The sequence below is a fragment of the Bacteroides sp. B1-V-101 genome (genome assembly GCF_023656585.1).
Classification (GTDB): domain Bacteria; phylum Bacteroidota; class Bacteroidia; order Bacteroidales; family Bacteroidaceae; genus Bacteroides; species Bacteroides thetaiotaomicron.
Genome location: NZ_JAMOKH010000002.1, coordinates 131,037 through 146,832 on the forward strand (window position 1 = coordinate 131,037; position 15,796 = coordinate 146,832).

Below are 15,796 nucleotides of genomic sequence, written 5' to 3' on the forward strand. Positions count from 1 at the left end.
ATGAGAAAATTAGTCTATGTTGTTCTATTAATTATACTGGGGGGATGCATATCCCCCTCCCCTTCTTTGGAAGATATTCATCAGCGTGTAGCAAAACAGGTGGAAGTGCTGATAGATAGTGGCTATTTACTTACGACATATATAGAAATAGATGAAGTGTTTTCGACAGATTCTAATTCACTTTATTATATCGGTGAATCAGATTCTCCTGGTTCTGATGGTGCTGAGTTACCTTCCAGAGTGATAAAGTATAAAGAAAGATATCTTTGCTTTATCGAATTAGATGAGCCTGAAATGTCACGCACAGAATTGTTTGAGAGAGGTTTTGTTTCGGACTCTAACTTTCATGAAAATTTATGTTTAAACAGAGGTCGTGATTGGCTGTTGGCTCTTCGAAAATATGAAGATAAACATATCTTAGTAAAGATGTTGCCTAATTATTATCGTCTATTTGAATATCCGGAACTTTGGTCGTATTTTTCTGGAGATATACCCCAGGAGAAAACTGCATTGATGGGATTGACTTCGCACGATATTATTGTTCCCAGTTCATATATTCCGGACCTTTTTGAACTTGAGATTGATAGTCTGAAGAATTATGTAGAAAGATTCTCAGGAGAAATATTTGTAAGAAATCAGACTGATTCCGTTTTGCTATTATCGAGGAATTCAGCGAGGAGTATGTGCTATGCTGTAATAAATGGACCGGATACATTAAAATTGGTTTTGAGGGATTCACTTCCAGTTGCTATTGCCCCTCATGATTTTAAATCCTTGAAATATGATAGTGAACCTCCCCATTCATTTCTTCAGAATTTACCGGATAAGGATATTTGGATGTCTATGTATAAGCTGTTTAGCGATTCGACTTTTTGCTTCTTGAATATTAATAATATCCCACAGAAATTTAGAATAATGCATAATGATGCAGTTTATTCGAGTGACTTAAGAGATTCTTTATCAAAAAGGGTAAGGTATATTTATAATAAAGGGGTTTATGATAAAGAAGAGAGAATACGACGTTTTTTTAAGTGGGATTAGAATTACAGCAGTTTAAATGAAGTTGGCTATATTGAAGATGGGCAGTATTCTTTTTATCTTCAGGATCATCAGGGTAATAGCCGTGTGGTAGCAAAGTTTGATGGAACAGTTGTCCGGACTAATCACTATTATCCTTATGAGGTGTCATTTGCAGAGAGTACATTAGTAGATAAACATTCGTAAGTATAACGGTAAAGAACTTGATAGGAAGAATGGTCTTGATTGGTATGATTATGGGGCGCGTATGTATGATGCAGCGCTTGGTAGATGGCATGCGGTTGATCCGATGAGTGAGAAGTATTATTCAATTAGTTCGTATGTATATGGATTAAATACACCACATAATTGTATTGACCCCGATGGGCAGAAGATTATTTTTGTTAATGGGTATTTAGGGTTTGGATCTCCTAGAGGAGGTGGCACTTATTGGGGAGGAGTAAATAGTTCTTTTGTTAAAGGTGCAAAAAACTTTTTTAATGATCAAAGTGCCTATTTCACCGACTTTGATTTTAACTATTTGCGTAGTTCTACCTTTTTAAGAAATTTAGATGGATATGCATATGCTAAAGAAAATTACAAACAATTGATAATGGGTATGAATCCACAAGAGGATGTATTCCGAATTATTTCTCATAGTATGGGAGGTGCTTTTTCAGAAGGTATTATTCGATATTTAAAAGAGCAAGGTTGGAATGTTGATTTCTCAATTCATCTAAATACATGGTTGCCTTCTGAATTGATGGGCTCGGTTGGAACATTTTTGATTGATGCTACGATTACTAATGATTGGGTACAAGGATTAAGTCTTCCAATAGATGGTAGCAGAGATATTCCTAATGCGAATTATAAAATAAGAAAGAAAAGCAATGAAGGGTATCAATATAGGCATAGAGATTGGATTGATAGTGGAAGTTTTTGGAATGCTAACAATGGTATAACTTGGAATCAACTTATGCCAATCTTAGATTCATGGTTAATACAAAATCCAAATATACAAATAAATTATGGACAATAACATATTGAAAATTATTTTCAGAGTAGTTGCAGTGCTACTAAGTTTAGGTGCATTATTTTTTCAATTAATTAATTTTGTTTTTGGGACTATGGTTAAAAATGTCTCAGATATGCAAGATGATTATTGGTATTATGGTACAGAACTTATACCTCATTTATTTACGATTATTATTATTATCTGGTTTGTAGTATTCCAAATAAGGAAGATTATAAATATGAAATAATTATAGATATTTTGATATAGATTGGCCTCTTGCATTAATAAGTGTTACCCTGACATGAAGCGATATATATACTCATGTTGGGGTACCTTTTATTCGAGGAGCTATGTGAAAATTGATTTATTTAGATAATATGAATTTTAATACTGAATTAAAAAAAAATATAGGTTGTAACATCGTATATAGTAGTTCTGATGGAGGTAATTACTCAATTATTCTTATGGAATTTGATAGTGGGAATCGTATAATGACATATTGCTATTGGGAAGTTCAGAAAGATGGAAAATGAATTGCTACATCAGAAGATGATATTACAGCTGTCATGGTTTGATGGCACGAACAATTTGACTTTTCGAGAGTCAAAAGGTTGTGGATCTTGAAATAGATGAATCACTTAATTTATTCATTGAAGTAGAGGATGGGTTGAAATAAAGTAAATTTTTCATTTTGGTGATTATGAGAAAAGTGATTATTTCTTTGATATACGTATCAATAGTATTGACTATTCCCCTGGCAGTTGCCTGTCAGGGGGTAAATTTTACCTACCAATGCTATGAATTACAAAGATAAATATATTCTTTTTTATTTGGAAGGGAAAAAAGCGCTGAGTGAAAAGAGAGTTAGTAGAATATTAGGTATTTCATATCCAGATGATATGCCTGATGGCTATCATGGACAAGATCCACGAATATGGGTATACATCAAAGATAAGTAATTAGATAAATCAGCTTTTACACAAATAGGTTATGACACTGAAATTAACTAGAATTTTCATTTGAGATATTTTAATGGTGGAGAAAAAATCTGCTGTAATTGATATCATAGCTTGTGGCAGCCTATTAAATTAGAAGATACGTTCCCGCATGAATGCCCTCACAAATTATATGTTCTATTTTGAAGATTACTTTTAAAAAGGGGATGTTAAGACTTATCCTGATAGAAGAAATACTGCATAAAAAGATGCAAGAATATGCAGGAATAATCTTGCTTTTGGATATAAATAGGTGAAATATGCATGATAACTACCAATGTTAGGAGACGTTTCATTTAAAGAAAAGCTTCGTTGGTTTTAAAGGAACGACTCGTTGGTCGGTGAGAAGCACTTCGCTTCATTTAAAGGAATGGGTAAAAAGGTACTTTGAGTGCTTGTTTTGCTCCGGATGTCGTCAGTTACAGAAGAGTTTGAAAATGTTAGATTGAAAGTTAAATGATGAAATACATATTCGGAATTTATGTTTTTGATCTTATCTGTGTTTTATTGATCGCTATAAAGTAAAATCTGTGTGATTCGGAAATATGCCAATCGCGAATCCTTCCGTTTTTCCTGTTCAGTCCGTACTTGTGTTGTATATTTCTGATTCTACGAGATGATTCCTATCCATTCTTCATGTACTGAGAAATGGCTGTTCTGATTGAGGGAAGTTGATTCACATTTAATTTCATTCTCTGTTTTGAGATACACTTTGAAATAAGTGTCAGAGTAACGTTATATTATTAAAAGTACTTAACGAAAGCCCAATCCATCACTTTTTATTTGTTTCTTTGCACCAAATTCGGGAATAGTGTTGTCTTGTGAATCGAGGCAGCACTTAATTTTGCTTAGAAATTAATGGAGAAACTCATTATAAATGCTTGTCCGGTGTGTGGCAGTACGCACTTGAAACGCGTCATGACTTGTACGGATTTTTATGCTTCGGGCGAACAGTTTGAACTGTGTTCGTGTGAAGACTGCGGATTTACGTTCACGCAAGGTGTGCCGGTAGAAGCAGAGATAGGCAAGTATTACGAGACTCCCGATTACATTTCCCACACTGATACGCGCAAGGGCGCGATGAATACCATCTACCATTATGTACGTTCCTATATGCTGGGTCGCAAAGCGCGTCTGGTAGCAAGAGAAGCACACCGTAAAAGAGGGCGTTTGCTCGATATCGGGACGGGAACCGGATACTTTGCCGACACCATGGCACGCCGTGGATGGAAGGTGGAAGCAGTGGAGAAAAGTCCGCAGGCACGTGCTTTTGCAAAGGAGCATTTCGATTTGGACGTAAAACCCGAATCCGCTTTGCAGGAGTTTGCTCCCGGCAGTTTTGATGTGATCACCCTTTGGCACGTGATGGAGCATCTGGAACACCTCAATGAAACATGGGAAATGCTTCGTGAACTGCTGACAGAGAAAGGGATGCTCATTGTGGCAGTGCCCAACTGTTCTTCCTATGATGCAGGACGTTATGGTGAATATTGGGCGGCATACGATGTCCCCCGCCATCTCTGGCATTTCACTCCCGTCACTATTCAGCAGCTGGCTTCCCGTCATGGATTCATTATGGCGGCTCGTCATCCGATGCCGTTTGATGCGTTCTATGTATCGATGTTGAGTGAGAAACATCGCGGCAGTTCGTGCAGTTTCCTCAAAGGGATGTATGTGGGGACGCTTGCGTGGTTCAGCACGTTGGGGCGGAAAGAACGGAGCAGTTCGATGATTTACGTATTCCGGAAAAAAAGATAGCGCATGGGAAATAAAAACAGATATAAGTCGAAGTCACTGTTCGATATGCAATTCATAACGTCCAGTATCAGTACGACATTGGTGTTGCTGCTGTTGGGGCTGGTTGTGTTCTTTGTGCTCACAGCGCACAATATGTCTGTATACGTCCGCGAAAATATCAGTTTCTCCGTTCTTATCAGTGATGACATGAAGGAGGCGGATATTCTGAAACTCCAGAAGAAACTGAATCAGGAACCTTTTGTGAAGCAGTCCGAGTACATCTCCAAAAAACAGGCTCTGAAAGAGCAGACGGAGGCGATGGGCACCGATCCCGAAGAGTTTCTTGGCTATAACCCTTTCACGGCCTCCCTTGAAATCAAACTTCACTCCGATTATGCCAATTCCGACAGTATCGCGAAGATAGAGAAAATGATCAAGAAGAACTCTAACATACAGGATGTGCTCTATCGGAAAGAGCTGATCGATGCCGTCAATGAGAATATACGGAACATCAGCCTTGTGCTGCTGGCGCTGGCGGTGGTGCTCACCTTCATATCCTTTGCACTGATTAACAATACGATACGGCTTGCCATCTACTCCAAGCGGTTCCTCATTCATACCATGAAGCTGGTGGGTGCCAGCTGGAGTTTTATCCGCGGACCTTTCCTGCGGAAAAACGTGTGGAGCGGCGTATTGGCAGGTATGCTTGCCGATGCCATTCTGATGGGAACTGCCTACTGGGCGGTGACGTACGAGCAGGAGCTGATTCAGGTCATCACACCCGAAGTGATGCTCATTGTCTGCGGCAGCGTGCTGGTATTCGGAATAGTGATAACGTGGTTGTGTGCTTACATCTCGATGAATAAATATCTGAGGATGAAAGCCAATACCTTATATTATATTTAGGAGAATAACATATAGTTGGAAATTTAGTAACTTGTAACAAAATAAGCTTATGTCTGACAAACAGAAATTTGCCTTCGATAAAGTGAACTTTATCTTGCTCGCGATAGGGATGGCGATTGTCATTATCGGATTTCTATTGATGACGGGACCTACGTCGTCCGAAACGGTTTTCGAACCGGATATTTTCAGTGTACGCAGAATCAAGGTAGCACCTGTTGTTTGCCTGTTTGGCTTTATATCGATGATATACGCAGTGTTGCGTAAACCTAAAACAAAAGAATAATAAAAAGAAATTATGAGTTGGTTGGAAGCAATGATCCTCGGATTGATTCAGGGATTGACAGAGTATTTGCCTGTAAGCAGCAGTGGCCATCTGGCCATCGGATCGGCATTGTTTGGGATACAAGGGGAAGAGAATCTGGCATTTACGATTGTCGTGCATGTAGCTACCGTATGTAGTACGCTGGTGATTCTGTGGAAAGAGATTGACTGGATTTTCAAAGGATTATTCAAGTTTCAGATGAACGATGAGACTCGTTATGTGATCAATATCGTGATTTCGATGATACCGATTGGTATTGTAGGCGTATTCTTTAAAGATTATGTAGAAGCTATTTTCGGTTCGGGACTGATGATTGTAGGCTGCATGCTGTTGCTGACTGCTGCCCTGCTGTCATTCTCGTACTATTATAAGCCACGTCAAAAGGATAAGATTTCGATGAAAGATGCCTTTATCATTGGTCTGGCACAGGCTTGTGCGGTGTTGCCGGGGCTGTCCCGTTCGGGATCTACTATTGCTACGGGACTTCTGTTGGGAGATAACAAGGCAAAACTGGCGCAGTTCTCTTTTCTGATGGTGATCCCTCCCATTCTCGGGGAAGCGTTGCTTGATAGTGTAAAGATGATGAAAGGTGAAGATGTAGTGGGGGATATCCCTGCGTTATCATTGGTTGTTGGCTTTCTGGCGGCTTTTGTAGCCGGTTGCCTTGCCTGCAAGTGGATGATTAATATTGTGAAGAAAGGAAAGCTGATCTACTTTGCCATCTATTGTGCAATAGCGGGATTGGCAGTAATTATTACGCAGTTGTAAGTCGTGAGTCATTTTACTCCCACTCACAACTCGTTATTTATAACTCTATAACGTGAATTTTAAAAAAGGAGAAGTACTGTTTTTCAATAAACCTCTCGGCTGGACATCATTTAAGGTAGTAGGACACGTCCGCTATCATATCTGCCGCCGGATAGGAGTGAAAAAACTGAAAGTAGGTCATGCCGGAACGCTCGATCCTCTCGCCACGGGAGTGATGATCCTCTGCACCGGCAAGGCTACGAAACGAATAGAAGAATTTCAGTATCATACCAAGGAATATGTAGCCACGCTCCGGTTGGGCGCTACCACTCCCTCGTACGACCTGGAACATGAAATAGATGCCACCTACCCTACCGGACATATCACCCGGGAGCTGGTGGAAGAAACACTGACGCACTTCCTTGGTGCCATCGAGCAGGTGCCCCCTGCCTTTTCCGCCTGCATGGTGGACGGCAAGCGCGCTTATGAGCTGGCACGTAAAGGCGAAGAGGTGGAACTAAAGGCGAAGCAACTTGTTATTGATGAGATAGAGTTGCTTGAATGCCGTCTGGACGATCCGGAACCGACGATCCGAATCCGCGTGGTGTGCAGCAAAGGGACGTATATCCGTGCCCTGGCCCGTGACATCGGCGAAGCGCTTCAGAGCGGAGCCCATCTGACGGAACTGATCCGCACACGTGTGGGGGATGTCCGTCTGGAAGATTGCCTGGACCCCGAACACTTTAAAGAGTGGATCGACCGGCAGGAAATAGAAAACGACGAAGATAATAATTAACGTAATAAGGAATAGATATGAAGCTATCACAATTCAAATTTAAGTTACCCGAGGATAAAATCGCTTTGCATCCTACGAAGTATAGAGATGAGTCGCGCTTGATGGTGTTGCACCGTCGTACTGGAGAGATTGAACACAAGATGTTCAAGGATGTTTTGAACTACTTTGATGATAAAGACGTATTTATATTCAACGATACGAAGGTATTCCCGGCACGTCTGTATGGTAATAAGGAGAAGACGGGAGCTCGTATCGAAGTATTCCTGTTGCGTGAGCTGAACGAAGAACTCCGTCTGTGGGATGTGCTGGTAGATCCTGCCCGTAAAATCCGTATCGGCAACAAGTTGTATTTCGGTGCCGACGACTCGATGGTAGCGGAAGTAATAGACAACACCACTTCCCGCGGCCGTACGCTCCGTTTCCTTTATGACGGACCGCACGATGAGTTCAAGAAAGCCCTCTATGCTCTGGGTGAGACTCCCCTGCCCCATTCCATCATCAACCGTCCTGTAGAGCCGGAAGATTCGGAACGTTTCCAGTCCATCTTCGCCAAGAACGAAGGTGCGGTAACTGCTCCGACAGCCAGCCTGCACTTTAGCCGTGAGCTGATGAAGCGTCTGGAAATCAAAGGTATTGATTTCGCTTATATCACCTTGCATGCCGGTCTGGGCAACTTCCGTGATATCGACGTAGAAGACTTGACGAAGCATAAGATGGACTCCGAGCAGATGATTGTAAACGCGGAAGCTGTCAATACGGTCAACCGTGCCAAGGATAAGGGTAAAAACGTGTGTGCGGTAGGTACAACTGTGATGCGTGCTATCGAAAGTGCGGTGAGCACCGACGGACATTTGAAAGAATTTGAAGGCTGGACCAACAAGTTTATCTTCCCTCCGTATGAGTTTACTGTGGCCAATTCGATGATTTCCAACTTCCATATGCCATTGTCTACACTGCTGATGATTGTGGCCGCTTTCGGTGGTTACGAACAGGTGATGGATGCTTATCATGTAGCGTTGAAGGAAGGTTATCGCTTCGGTACATACGGTGATGCGATGCTGATTCTGGATAAATAAACGAAAAGATACCGCTATGAAAATCTGTCCCAAATGCCACGAAGAAGCATTCGACTTATACGTCTGCCCGAAATGTGGCAAAGTAGAGTTCTTTGTTCCTTTGGACAGGGAGCGGGAGTTTAAGGTAGAATAGACCGGTAATGGCGAAAGTGTATATAAGTCTCGGCACTAATCTGGGAGATAAAGAACAGAATCTCCGGACTGCCGTGCAAAAGATAGAGGAGCAGGTAGGGAAAGTCATTTCCCTGTCTGCTTTTTACATCACTGCCCCTTGGGGATTCGATTCGGAGCATAGTTTCTTGAATGCGGCGGCGTGTGTAGAAACGGAACTGTCGCCTCTGGAAGTACTGCAGAAGACGCAGGAGATCGAACGTGAACTGGGACGTACGCATAAGTCTGTCGGTGGCGTATATAGCGACCGGCTGATTGATATAGACCTGCTGCTTTATGATGATCTGATACTTTCGGTTACTTCTCCTTCCGGAGCAGCACTCAACCTCCCCCACCCTTTGATGGCGGAACGTGACTTCGTAATGCGCCCCTTAACGGAGATTGCCCCCGAACTGGTGCATCCGGTATTGGGAAAGACAATGAAGGTGCTGCTGGCGCAGATAGAAAAATAATACAGCATTCTCTTCCCCTTGCTTATCCTTTTACTTTTTACTTTTCTTTTCGGCGATAAACCTCGGCAGATAAGCCACACAGCCTACCAATACTGCATATAACAAGTGAATATCCTGAAACTCAATCTTCAGGAAGTGGCATACAATGGCGTAAATGGCAATGGTGAATCCTATATAAAGCGCCAGTACAAAAAGAGTTCTTAATTTATTGTTGATAATCATATTTTTTTCTGTTTAGGATTAGGATGGCGGAGGAATAAATGACGGTTCAGAAGGCAGATGATAGTTCCGCCGATTCCTCCTTTTGCAAACTCATACGTCCATGAAAATTCGTCTCCTTTCCAGAAATAATCCATGACGAGGAAGATGATGACCAGAAGGATAATGGAAAATACATATTGCATTAATGTAATTGTTCTCATACCAATTTCCTGTATATATGTGTTAAACATTGCCCAAAGATAAATATAATCTCCGAATAATACCTATCTTTGTCCCCGAAATGAAAGTGTGGACAGATTTGAGCAGCTTGCAACCACGGAAAAAAATGCTAAAACACGTCTTGTTGACGCCTTTTCGGCAATGCTTCCGCAGCTCTCTTCCTCCCCTCTTTATTTTCCCAATTTTAATTTTCAATTTATAATCTTTAATTTAAAAAGATGGGATACTTATTTACATCCGAATCGGTGTCGGAAGGACACCCCGACAAGGTAGCCGATCAAATATCGGACGCCGTGCTTGACAAACTGTTGGCTTACGACCCCAGTTCTAAAGTAGCTTGCGAAACACTAGTAACTACCGGACAGGTAGTATTAGCGGGTGAAGTGAAAACTAAAGCGTACGTTGACCTCCAGCTCATCGCACGTGAAGTGATTAAGAAAATCGGTTACACTAAAGGAGAGTACATGTTCGAAAGTAACTCTTGCGGTGTGCTTTCTGCCATTCATGAGCAAAGTCCCGACATCAACCGTGGCGTAGAGCGTCAGGACCCGATGGAACAGGGTGCGGGCGATCAGGGCATGATGTTCGGCTATGCAACGAACGAGACAGAAAACTATATGCCGCTTTCGCTTGATCTGGCACACCGCATTCTGCAGGTGCTGGCTGATATCCGCCGCGAAGAAAAGGTGATGACCTACCTCCGTCCGGACGCCAAGAGCCAGGTGACGATTGAATATGACGACAACGGAACTCCTGTCCGTATTGATACTATTGTTGTTTCTACGCAACACGATGACTTTATTCAGCCGGCTGATGACTCTGCCGAAGCACAGCTCAAAGCTGACGAAGAAATGCTGTCTATCATCCGTCGTGACGTTATCGAAATCCTGATGCCCCGTGTCATTGCTTCTATCCATCATGATAAAGTACTGGCATTGTTCAATGATCAGATCGTCTATCACGTCAATCCGACCGGAAAGTTCGTGATCGGTGGTCCTCACGGAGATACCGGTCTGACAGGCCGCAAGATTATTGTGGATACTTACGGTGGCAAAGGCGCTCACGGTGGTGGTGCTTTCTCCGGAAAAGACCCCAGCAAGGTGGACCGTAGTGCCGCTTATGCTGCCCGTCACATTGCTAAGAATATGGTTGCGGCAGGTGTTGCCGACGAAATGCTTGTACAGGTGAGCTATGCTATCGGTGTAGCACGCCCGATCAACATCTTCGTGGACACTTACGGGCGTAGCCACGTGAATATGACCGATGGCGAGATTGCCCGTGTAATCGACCAGTTGTTCGACCTTCGTCCGAAAGCTATCGAAGAGCGTCTGAAACTTCGTAACCCGATCTATCAGGAAACTGCCGCTTATGGCCACATGGGACGTGAGCCGCAAGTGGTATCGAAAACGTTCTTCTCCCGCTATGAGGGCAATAAGACCGTAGAAGTAGAACTCTTTACATGGGAGAAACTGGACTACGTGGATAAGATCAAGGCAGCTTTTGGTCTGTAATTTTATTTGAAATCAGCTTATAGCTTTACGGCTATTTAGTCCATAGTGAGCCGCAATCTCATCTCTTCTTATACGGGAGAGATGGATTGCGGCTTTTGTTATTCGGGCGATTTTATAAGTTACGACTTATAAATAGGTTGAATTTGAACTGTTTATAAGTTATGATTAATAAAATCGTTATATTTGTTGCGGTTGACAAACTTGTAAACAGCAGATGACTATTTTTTGATTTCTGACACAAAGTATGGGTTGTGATATATAGTACATGACTTGGTTGTGAGAAGTACTTCAGTTGCTGGGTTTCAGTACTACAGTTAGGTTGATGATGTATAACGTTTGGGGCGGAGATGTACAACAATTGAATGAAAGATGTATGACTTTTATTCTATGCTATTATTATCCTGTAATCTGCATTCAGCTTTTTCAGTTTCGTCCGCAAGCTCCCTGTCAGAAGGGGATAGCGGCTGAAAACACTGCTTTACAACCCCGTCTCTGACATACTTTGAAAGGGGGCAGGTGGTTTCAGTTCTTTCAGCCCTGACATACGGGCTAAATTTTGTAAGCCCTGAGCTGAACTTCATTCATCGCCGAGCTAAAGTCTGTTCGCCTCCGAGGTGAAAGTTGGCGAGCTGCCGGCTTATTTCAGATCAATCAAGCGAAGAGTGTGTTCTGATCAAACAGAGGGTCTGTTTGCCTTGGATACAGGCTCTGTTTATCTTGAATACAGGCTCTGTTTGAGGTAAATGCAGGTTCTATTTCAACTGTTGGCAGAGTTTATTCATTATACACAGTGACTCGGATAGTAATTAGCGGAAAGCCTGTGTAGGAATGAATAAAATATGGGGAGATTTCCAACTCCTTGAATGGTGCTGGCTGACTTGCGGAATGGTACTGGCTGACCTGCGGAATGGTACTTTCTGACACACTGAGAGGTACCATCTGATATCTTGAACGGTATCAAGTTCGAAATTGTTTTTGGGGACTGAAAGGACTGAAGCACCTTACTCCCTTCATAAAGCTTCAAGAATGGAGTTGTAAAACTGTGCCTTCAGCCGCTATCCCCTTCCGACAGGGCGTTTGCGGGTGAAACTGAAGATTCTGAATGCGGGTATTTCTTCTTTGTGTGGAATATCAGAGATTTAGTTCATCTTTTTAAAAAGAGACAATGAAGTCATCTAGGTTTGCGGGTGTCCCTTCTTTATTGAATATCTTCTTATAAAGCTGTTTTCTGCTCATAGATACAGCGCTTTGTGTACGACATACCAATTGTGAAATTGTAGAAACTGGAATTTTAATTTTTAACAGTAAACAAATACGTAGTTCCATCTTGGTAATAGAGGGATGCAGTATGAATAACTTGTTGGTGAAATTGTCATATGTATCATTAATGATATTTTCTAGTTCTTTCCATTCTGTTTCGGTGAGTCTGATCGAGGAATCTTCTATCGCACGATAACAATAAGCATAAATATCAGACCTTCTAAGCGCTTCCTCAAGTAATGCTTGTTCTCTTTGTGATGTTTCGATAGCTTGATTGGTTTGTTCTAGCTTTTCCTTTTTTGCAAGTAAAAGTTTTTGTTGTAAATCATTGTTTTCCTGTTCGAACGATTTTACCTTTTCTTTTAATTCTTCAATTTTTTTCTTGTTTTCTTCTATATATAGTTGGCTTTTCCGATATTGTTGTTCGTTAATCTCATGAAGTTTTTTCTCTTGTTCCCGAATCATAGCTTTCCTGTTTCTATTATATCGAATAAGGATGATAACTCCTAAAACGATGGCAATAACAATAAAGATGATCCATGCTCGTTGTTCTGCATTTTTCTTGCGCAAATATTCTTTTTCTTTCTCAATATGTTGGTAATCATACAAAGCCTTTATTTTTCGCAAAGATTCTGTGTTGGATATGTCGTAAATGCTATCAGAACATTCTGTATATTTCTCCAGATATGCTAATCCTTCTTCATAGTTGCCACGTTCTTTTTCTATTTCATATAAATTCCGATAGGCTCCTATGTCTGAATATACATTATTATGTCCTATATTTTTCTTGAAGTAATAGGCTGCTGAATCTTTTTGTCCTATACTTACATAGAAATTTCCCCAAACATCATAATTTATATCTTTCTCATCTTGCCATTTACTATTTGTTTCTTGTAGCGTTTTCAATGCTTCGTCATATTTTCCCATTTGAATATAGATGCCTGCCAATTCTTCGAGAATATTTACTTCCCTTTGTATGTCTCCATTGCTATTAGCTAATTGGTATGCTTTGTTATAATAATAGATTGTGCTGTCTGTTATCTCAAGTAAATTGAATGCTCTTCCTAAATCTCGTAGTGCATAAGCGCTAGTAAGACTGTCTTTGCCTAGTTGTAAGTAGTGATAAGCGTTTCGATAAGCTTGTAGTACTTCCTCTGTGAGACCTTCATAGGCAAATAGAGTTCCCATTTGGCTGTATATTCGCCCCAATAAAGCGTAGTTCTTGCTATCTGTAGAGATATCAAAAGCTTTGTGGAAATAAGAAAGTGCTGTAGGACCTTCATGAAGATCAAGGTATACTCTGCCTGTGTAATAATAGGATTTTATCAGTTTGTCCTTATCATTTTCTCTTTCATAATAATCAGTGACGGATAACATTAGAGAATCAGACGTATGAGGCACGTAACATCTGTCACGTGCCTCTGTTAACAGCAGGTAATAGTACATTCTTGCTGATTGTGATTCCTTTGTGATACTCTCACTCAGAGAGTCTAAAATGGTTAATGCACTATCTGGATATTCTTTAATAATATTTTCCACCCGCAGTATTGTGTTGGGGTATGGGGCAGTGCATGAGAATAGGCATATAATGCTTAAATAGAATAGTATAAATTTTCGTCTTTGTTTCATTTGAATGTATGTATCATTGCGATTTTATTTGCGCAAATATACACATATATCAAGACTTATAATATAAAACAACCGATAATATAGTTTTCGCCGGATTTTATTTCGATAATATATTCTCCGGAAGATATATTTTCCAGAGTAAATACATGTTCATTGTTAGCTTGAATACTTGTAAGGTCTAGGTAGATAGTTTTGTTGAAGGAATCCTTTACTTCAATTATAATGTTTTCTAAATCTATATTAGCATGAATAAAGAGTGTACTCCCTTCGTAGTAAAGATTAAGGGGGGTAGATATTGGCACTCTAGTACTTGCTTTTACTTCCCAAGACTCTCTTTTTATTCTGATGCGATTTTTAGCTTGGAGTGCTGTGCATCCTAATACTGCAATAATTGCAATAAATAGTAGTTTTTTCATCATGATCGTTCTTTTATTTTTTTTGCAAATTAAAGGCTAATTGTCTGATTGTTTAGTATGGATGAGTTCAGAAATAATTCAGTTTTTAGATCAAATGGCATTTTTTATTTCTGAATTATTACTGAATTGAATATCTAGGTCGATACCTCCATTATCTCTACTTTTGTAGCAGATAATCTGGTCAAAGTTTTGGTAAGGGTATTTTGAGTACAGGATTATTGAAGGATAGAAAAAGCCATTAAATAATTGAGTCATAAAAAATAGCATAAAGATAGTTGCAACTACGAATTGATATTAACTAAAAAAGAAAAAACAATGAAAAAACTATTTTCAACACTGACACTAACAGTATGTTTAGGTGCATTTATTTCTTGTACCAATGATGAACAGGAAGTGAATATGGTTAAACCGACGAATGCTAATTCTGAAATAGAAGTAATAAACGACGGTACTATGATTAAATTTAAAGATGTGGAATCGTACGAGAATGCTCTTTTGAAAGTGAGTGCAATGTCTACTTCAGAACAAGTTAGTTTTCTTAATTCATTATCTTTTAAGTCTCAGATGATTCTGATGCAAGAAGCGGATGGTGAGTTGGATAAAATCTGTAATCAAGCTGCTGATAAAGCGGAGTTTGATGTTCTATATGAGAAATATAAACATAAATATGGTGATGTATTTATGTTTAATACTATCGATGCTACTGATCTGTCACCTTATTCAAGGCTTGTTTATGTAGCCAATGAATACTTTGTTAATATGAAAGGTGAATTTATGATTGGCGATTCTTTGGTTGTGGATAAGGTATATACTGACTTTAAAGAGCGTCAACAACAATTTACGGTTTCTACTCGTTCGTCTGTTTCAGATTTAAGTTCTATAAACGAAGCATATAGTCGTCAAAAAGATAGAAAAGTAGGATTATATTTATCTGTTTCATCAGGAATAATACATGCTAATTTTACTTCGCAAAAGAAAGGAGTCTTTGGATGGAGCCGTTACTCTACGACATACCATGCTAAAGTAAACCTTCGTGGTTTTGAGTTTGCTCAAGGAGAATTACTGGGGTATGGTCCAGTGTATGTAAATAAAGATGGTATTCCTTTTGCTATTGATACCAAAGAAATGGGTGGAAATGTAACCAAAGTTTTTGGACGTAAGTTAGCACAAGAGTGTACGGGTACAATAGAAATCTGGTCTCGGGGTGTGCCGTATGACCAAAGAGGATTTGCCACTGTGAGATTATAAAAGTGTAAATGAGGACGAAAGTAGCAACAACCATAAACTCTTTTGTCCTCATCATTT

At 40.3% G+C, this 15,796-nt stretch carries 16 protein-coding genes; 12 read left to right on the top strand and 4 right to left on the bottom strand.

All coding sequences use genetic code 11. The features are described from left to right. The 10 genes from NBH01_RS02160 (at nucleotide 1) to folK (ending at nucleotide 9,234) form a co-directional block, all read left to right on the top strand. The gene (locus NBH01_RS02160) at nucleotides 1–1,041 is read left to right on the top strand and encodes an Imm65 family immunity protein (RefSeq protein ID WP_225637758.1); all 1,041 of its coding nucleotides are present in this window, start codon (nucleotides 1–3) and stop codon (nucleotides 1,039–1,041) included. A gap of 175 nt (nucleotides 1,042–1,216) precedes the next feature. Continuing rightward, complete coding sequence (locus NBH01_RS02165) at nucleotides 1,217–2,056, top strand: RHS repeat-associated core domain-containing protein (protein WP_074859788.1); 840 nt, start codon at nucleotides 1,217–1,219, stop codon at nucleotides 2,054–2,056. 773 nt (nucleotides 2,057–2,829) lie between these two features. Beyond that, the gene (locus NBH01_RS02170) at nucleotides 2,830–2,991 is read left to right on the top strand and encodes a hypothetical protein (protein WP_206665472.1); all 162 of its coding nucleotides are present in this window, start codon (nucleotides 2,830–2,832) and stop codon (nucleotides 2,989–2,991) included. A gap of 894 nt (nucleotides 2,992–3,885) precedes the next feature. After that, nucleotides 3,886–4,785 (top strand): methyltransferase domain-containing protein, encoded by a 900-nt coding sequence (locus NBH01_RS02175; RefSeq protein ID WP_022471749.1) that lies wholly within the window; start codon nucleotides 3,886–3,888, stop codon nucleotides 4,783–4,785. A 3-nt stretch (nucleotides 4,786–4,788) separates the two neighbouring features. Continuing rightward, nucleotides 4,789–5,670, top strand: a complete 882-nt coding sequence (locus NBH01_RS02180) for a cell division protein FtsX (protein ID WP_008762817.1) — start codon at nucleotides 4,789–4,791, stop codon at nucleotides 5,668–5,670. A 49-nt stretch (nucleotides 5,671–5,719) separates the two neighbouring features. After that, nucleotides 5,720–5,953: a DUF3098 domain-containing protein gene (locus tag NBH01_RS02185; RefSeq protein ID WP_008762818.1), complete on the top strand. Its 234-nt coding sequence runs from the start codon at nucleotides 5,720–5,722 to the stop codon at nucleotides 5,951–5,953. A gap of 12 nt (nucleotides 5,954–5,965) precedes the next feature. Further along, nucleotides 5,966–6,760 (top strand): undecaprenyl-diphosphate phosphatase, encoded by a 795-nt coding sequence (locus tag NBH01_RS02190; RefSeq protein ID WP_008762819.1) that lies wholly within the window; start codon nucleotides 5,966–5,968, stop codon nucleotides 6,758–6,760. A 52-nt stretch (nucleotides 6,761–6,812) separates the two neighbouring features. Next, nucleotides 6,813–7,535 (top strand): tRNA pseudouridine(55) synthase TruB, encoded by a 723-nt coding sequence (gene truB / locus NBH01_RS02195; protein WP_008762820.1) that lies wholly within the window; start codon nucleotides 6,813–6,815, stop codon nucleotides 7,533–7,535. A gap of 17 nt (nucleotides 7,536–7,552) precedes the next feature. Then, on the top strand, nucleotides 7,553–8,611 hold the full coding sequence (gene queA, locus NBH01_RS02200) for a tRNA preQ1(34) S-adenosylmethionine ribosyltransferase-isomerase QueA (protein ID WP_008762821.1): 1,059 nt from the start codon (nucleotides 7,553–7,555) through the stop codon (nucleotides 8,609–8,611). A gap of 140 nt (nucleotides 8,612–8,751) precedes the next feature. Then, nucleotides 8,752–9,234: a 2-amino-4-hydroxy-6-hydroxymethyldihydropteridine diphosphokinase gene (gene folK, locus NBH01_RS02205; RefSeq protein ID WP_072067225.1), complete on the top strand. Its 483-nt coding sequence runs from the start codon at nucleotides 8,752–8,754 to the stop codon at nucleotides 9,232–9,234. A gap of 30 nt (nucleotides 9,235–9,264) precedes the next feature. On the opposite strand, the gene NBH01_RS02210 is transcribed toward folK, so the two are convergent. Together NBH01_RS02210 and NBH01_RS02215 are read right to left on the bottom strand one after the other, a co-directional pair. Beyond that, nucleotides 9,265–9,456: a hypothetical protein gene (locus NBH01_RS02210; RefSeq protein WP_008762824.1), complete on the bottom strand. Its 192-nt coding sequence runs from the start codon at nucleotides 9,454–9,456 to the stop codon at nucleotides 9,265–9,267. Next, on the bottom strand, nucleotides 9,453–9,656 hold the full coding sequence (locus NBH01_RS02215; protein WP_224200534.1) for a hypothetical protein: 204 nt from the start codon (nucleotides 9,654–9,656) through the stop codon (nucleotides 9,453–9,455). Before NBH01_RS02215 ends, NBH01_RS02210 begins: the two co-directional genes overlap by 4 nt. Nucleotides 9,657–9,893: 237 nt before the next feature. On the opposite strand from NBH01_RS02215, the gene metK reads away from it, so the two are divergent. Further along, the gene (gene metK / locus NBH01_RS02220) at nucleotides 9,894–11,186 is read left to right on the top strand and encodes a methionine adenosyltransferase (protein ID WP_008762826.1); all 1,293 of its coding nucleotides are present in this window, start codon (nucleotides 9,894–9,896) and stop codon (nucleotides 11,184–11,186) included. A gap of 1,152 nt (nucleotides 11,187–12,338) precedes the next feature. On the opposite strand, the gene NBH01_RS02225 is transcribed toward metK, so the two are convergent. Further along, nucleotides 12,339–13,985, bottom strand: coding sequence for a tetratricopeptide repeat protein (locus NBH01_RS02225; protein ID WP_225011794.1), 1,647 nt, complete (start codon nucleotides 13,983–13,985; stop codon nucleotides 12,339–12,341). A 146-nt stretch (nucleotides 13,986–14,131) separates the two neighbouring features. Beyond that, nucleotides 14,132–14,494 (bottom strand): DUF3244 domain-containing protein, encoded by a 363-nt coding sequence (locus NBH01_RS02230; RefSeq protein WP_011108706.1) that lies wholly within the window; start codon nucleotides 14,492–14,494, stop codon nucleotides 14,132–14,134. Between the two features lie 312 nt (nucleotides 14,495–14,806). Here NBH01_RS02230 and NBH01_RS02235 point away from each other — a divergent pair, with 312 nt between their 5' ends. Beyond that, complete coding sequence (locus NBH01_RS02235) at nucleotides 14,807–15,739, top strand: DUF4848 domain-containing protein (protein ID WP_008767454.1); 933 nt, start codon at nucleotides 14,807–14,809, stop codon at nucleotides 15,737–15,739. Nucleotides 15,740–15,796: the final 57 nt, after the last annotated feature.

Coding starts and splice junctions, on each gene's coding strand:
- NBH01_RS02160 (WP_225637758.1), top strand. CDS start 1: ATGAGAAAATTAGTCTATGTTGTTCTATTAATTATACTGGGGGGATGC.
- NBH01_RS02170 (WP_206665472.1), top strand. CDS start 2,830: ATGAATTACAAAGATAAATATATTCTTTTTTATTTGGAAGGGAAAAAA.
- NBH01_RS02175 (WP_022471749.1), top strand. CDS start 3,886: ATGGAGAAACTCATTATAAATGCTTGTCCGGTGTGTGGCAGTACGCAC.
- NBH01_RS02180 (WP_008762817.1), top strand. CDS start 4,789: ATGGGAAATAAAAACAGATATAAGTCGAAGTCACTGTTCGATATGCAA.
- NBH01_RS02185 (WP_008762818.1), top strand. CDS start 5,720: ATGTCTGACAAACAGAAATTTGCCTTCGATAAAGTGAACTTTATCTTG.
- NBH01_RS02190 (WP_008762819.1), top strand. CDS start 5,966: ATGAGTTGGTTGGAAGCAATGATCCTCGGATTGATTCAGGGATTGACA.
- queA (WP_008762821.1), top strand. CDS start 7,553: ATGAAGCTATCACAATTCAAATTTAAGTTACCCGAGGATAAAATCGCT.
- folK (WP_072067225.1), top strand. CDS start 8,752: ATGGCGAAAGTGTATATAAGTCTCGGCACTAATCTGGGAGATAAAGAA.
- NBH01_RS02210 (WP_008762824.1), bottom strand. CDS start 9,456: ATGATTATCAACAATAAATTAAGAACTCTTTTTGTACTGGCGCTTTAT.
- NBH01_RS02215 (WP_224200534.1), bottom strand. CDS start 9,656: ATGAGAACAATTACATTAATGCAATATGTATTTTCCATTATCCTTCTG.
- metK (WP_008762826.1), top strand. CDS start 9,894: ATGGGATACTTATTTACATCCGAATCGGTGTCGGAAGGACACCCCGAC.
- NBH01_RS02230 (WP_011108706.1), bottom strand. CDS start 14,494: ATGATGAAAAAACTACTATTTATTGCAATTATTGCAGTATTAGGATGC.
- NBH01_RS02235 (WP_008767454.1), top strand. CDS start 14,807: ATGAAAAAACTATTTTCAACACTGACACTAACAGTATGTTTAGGTGCA.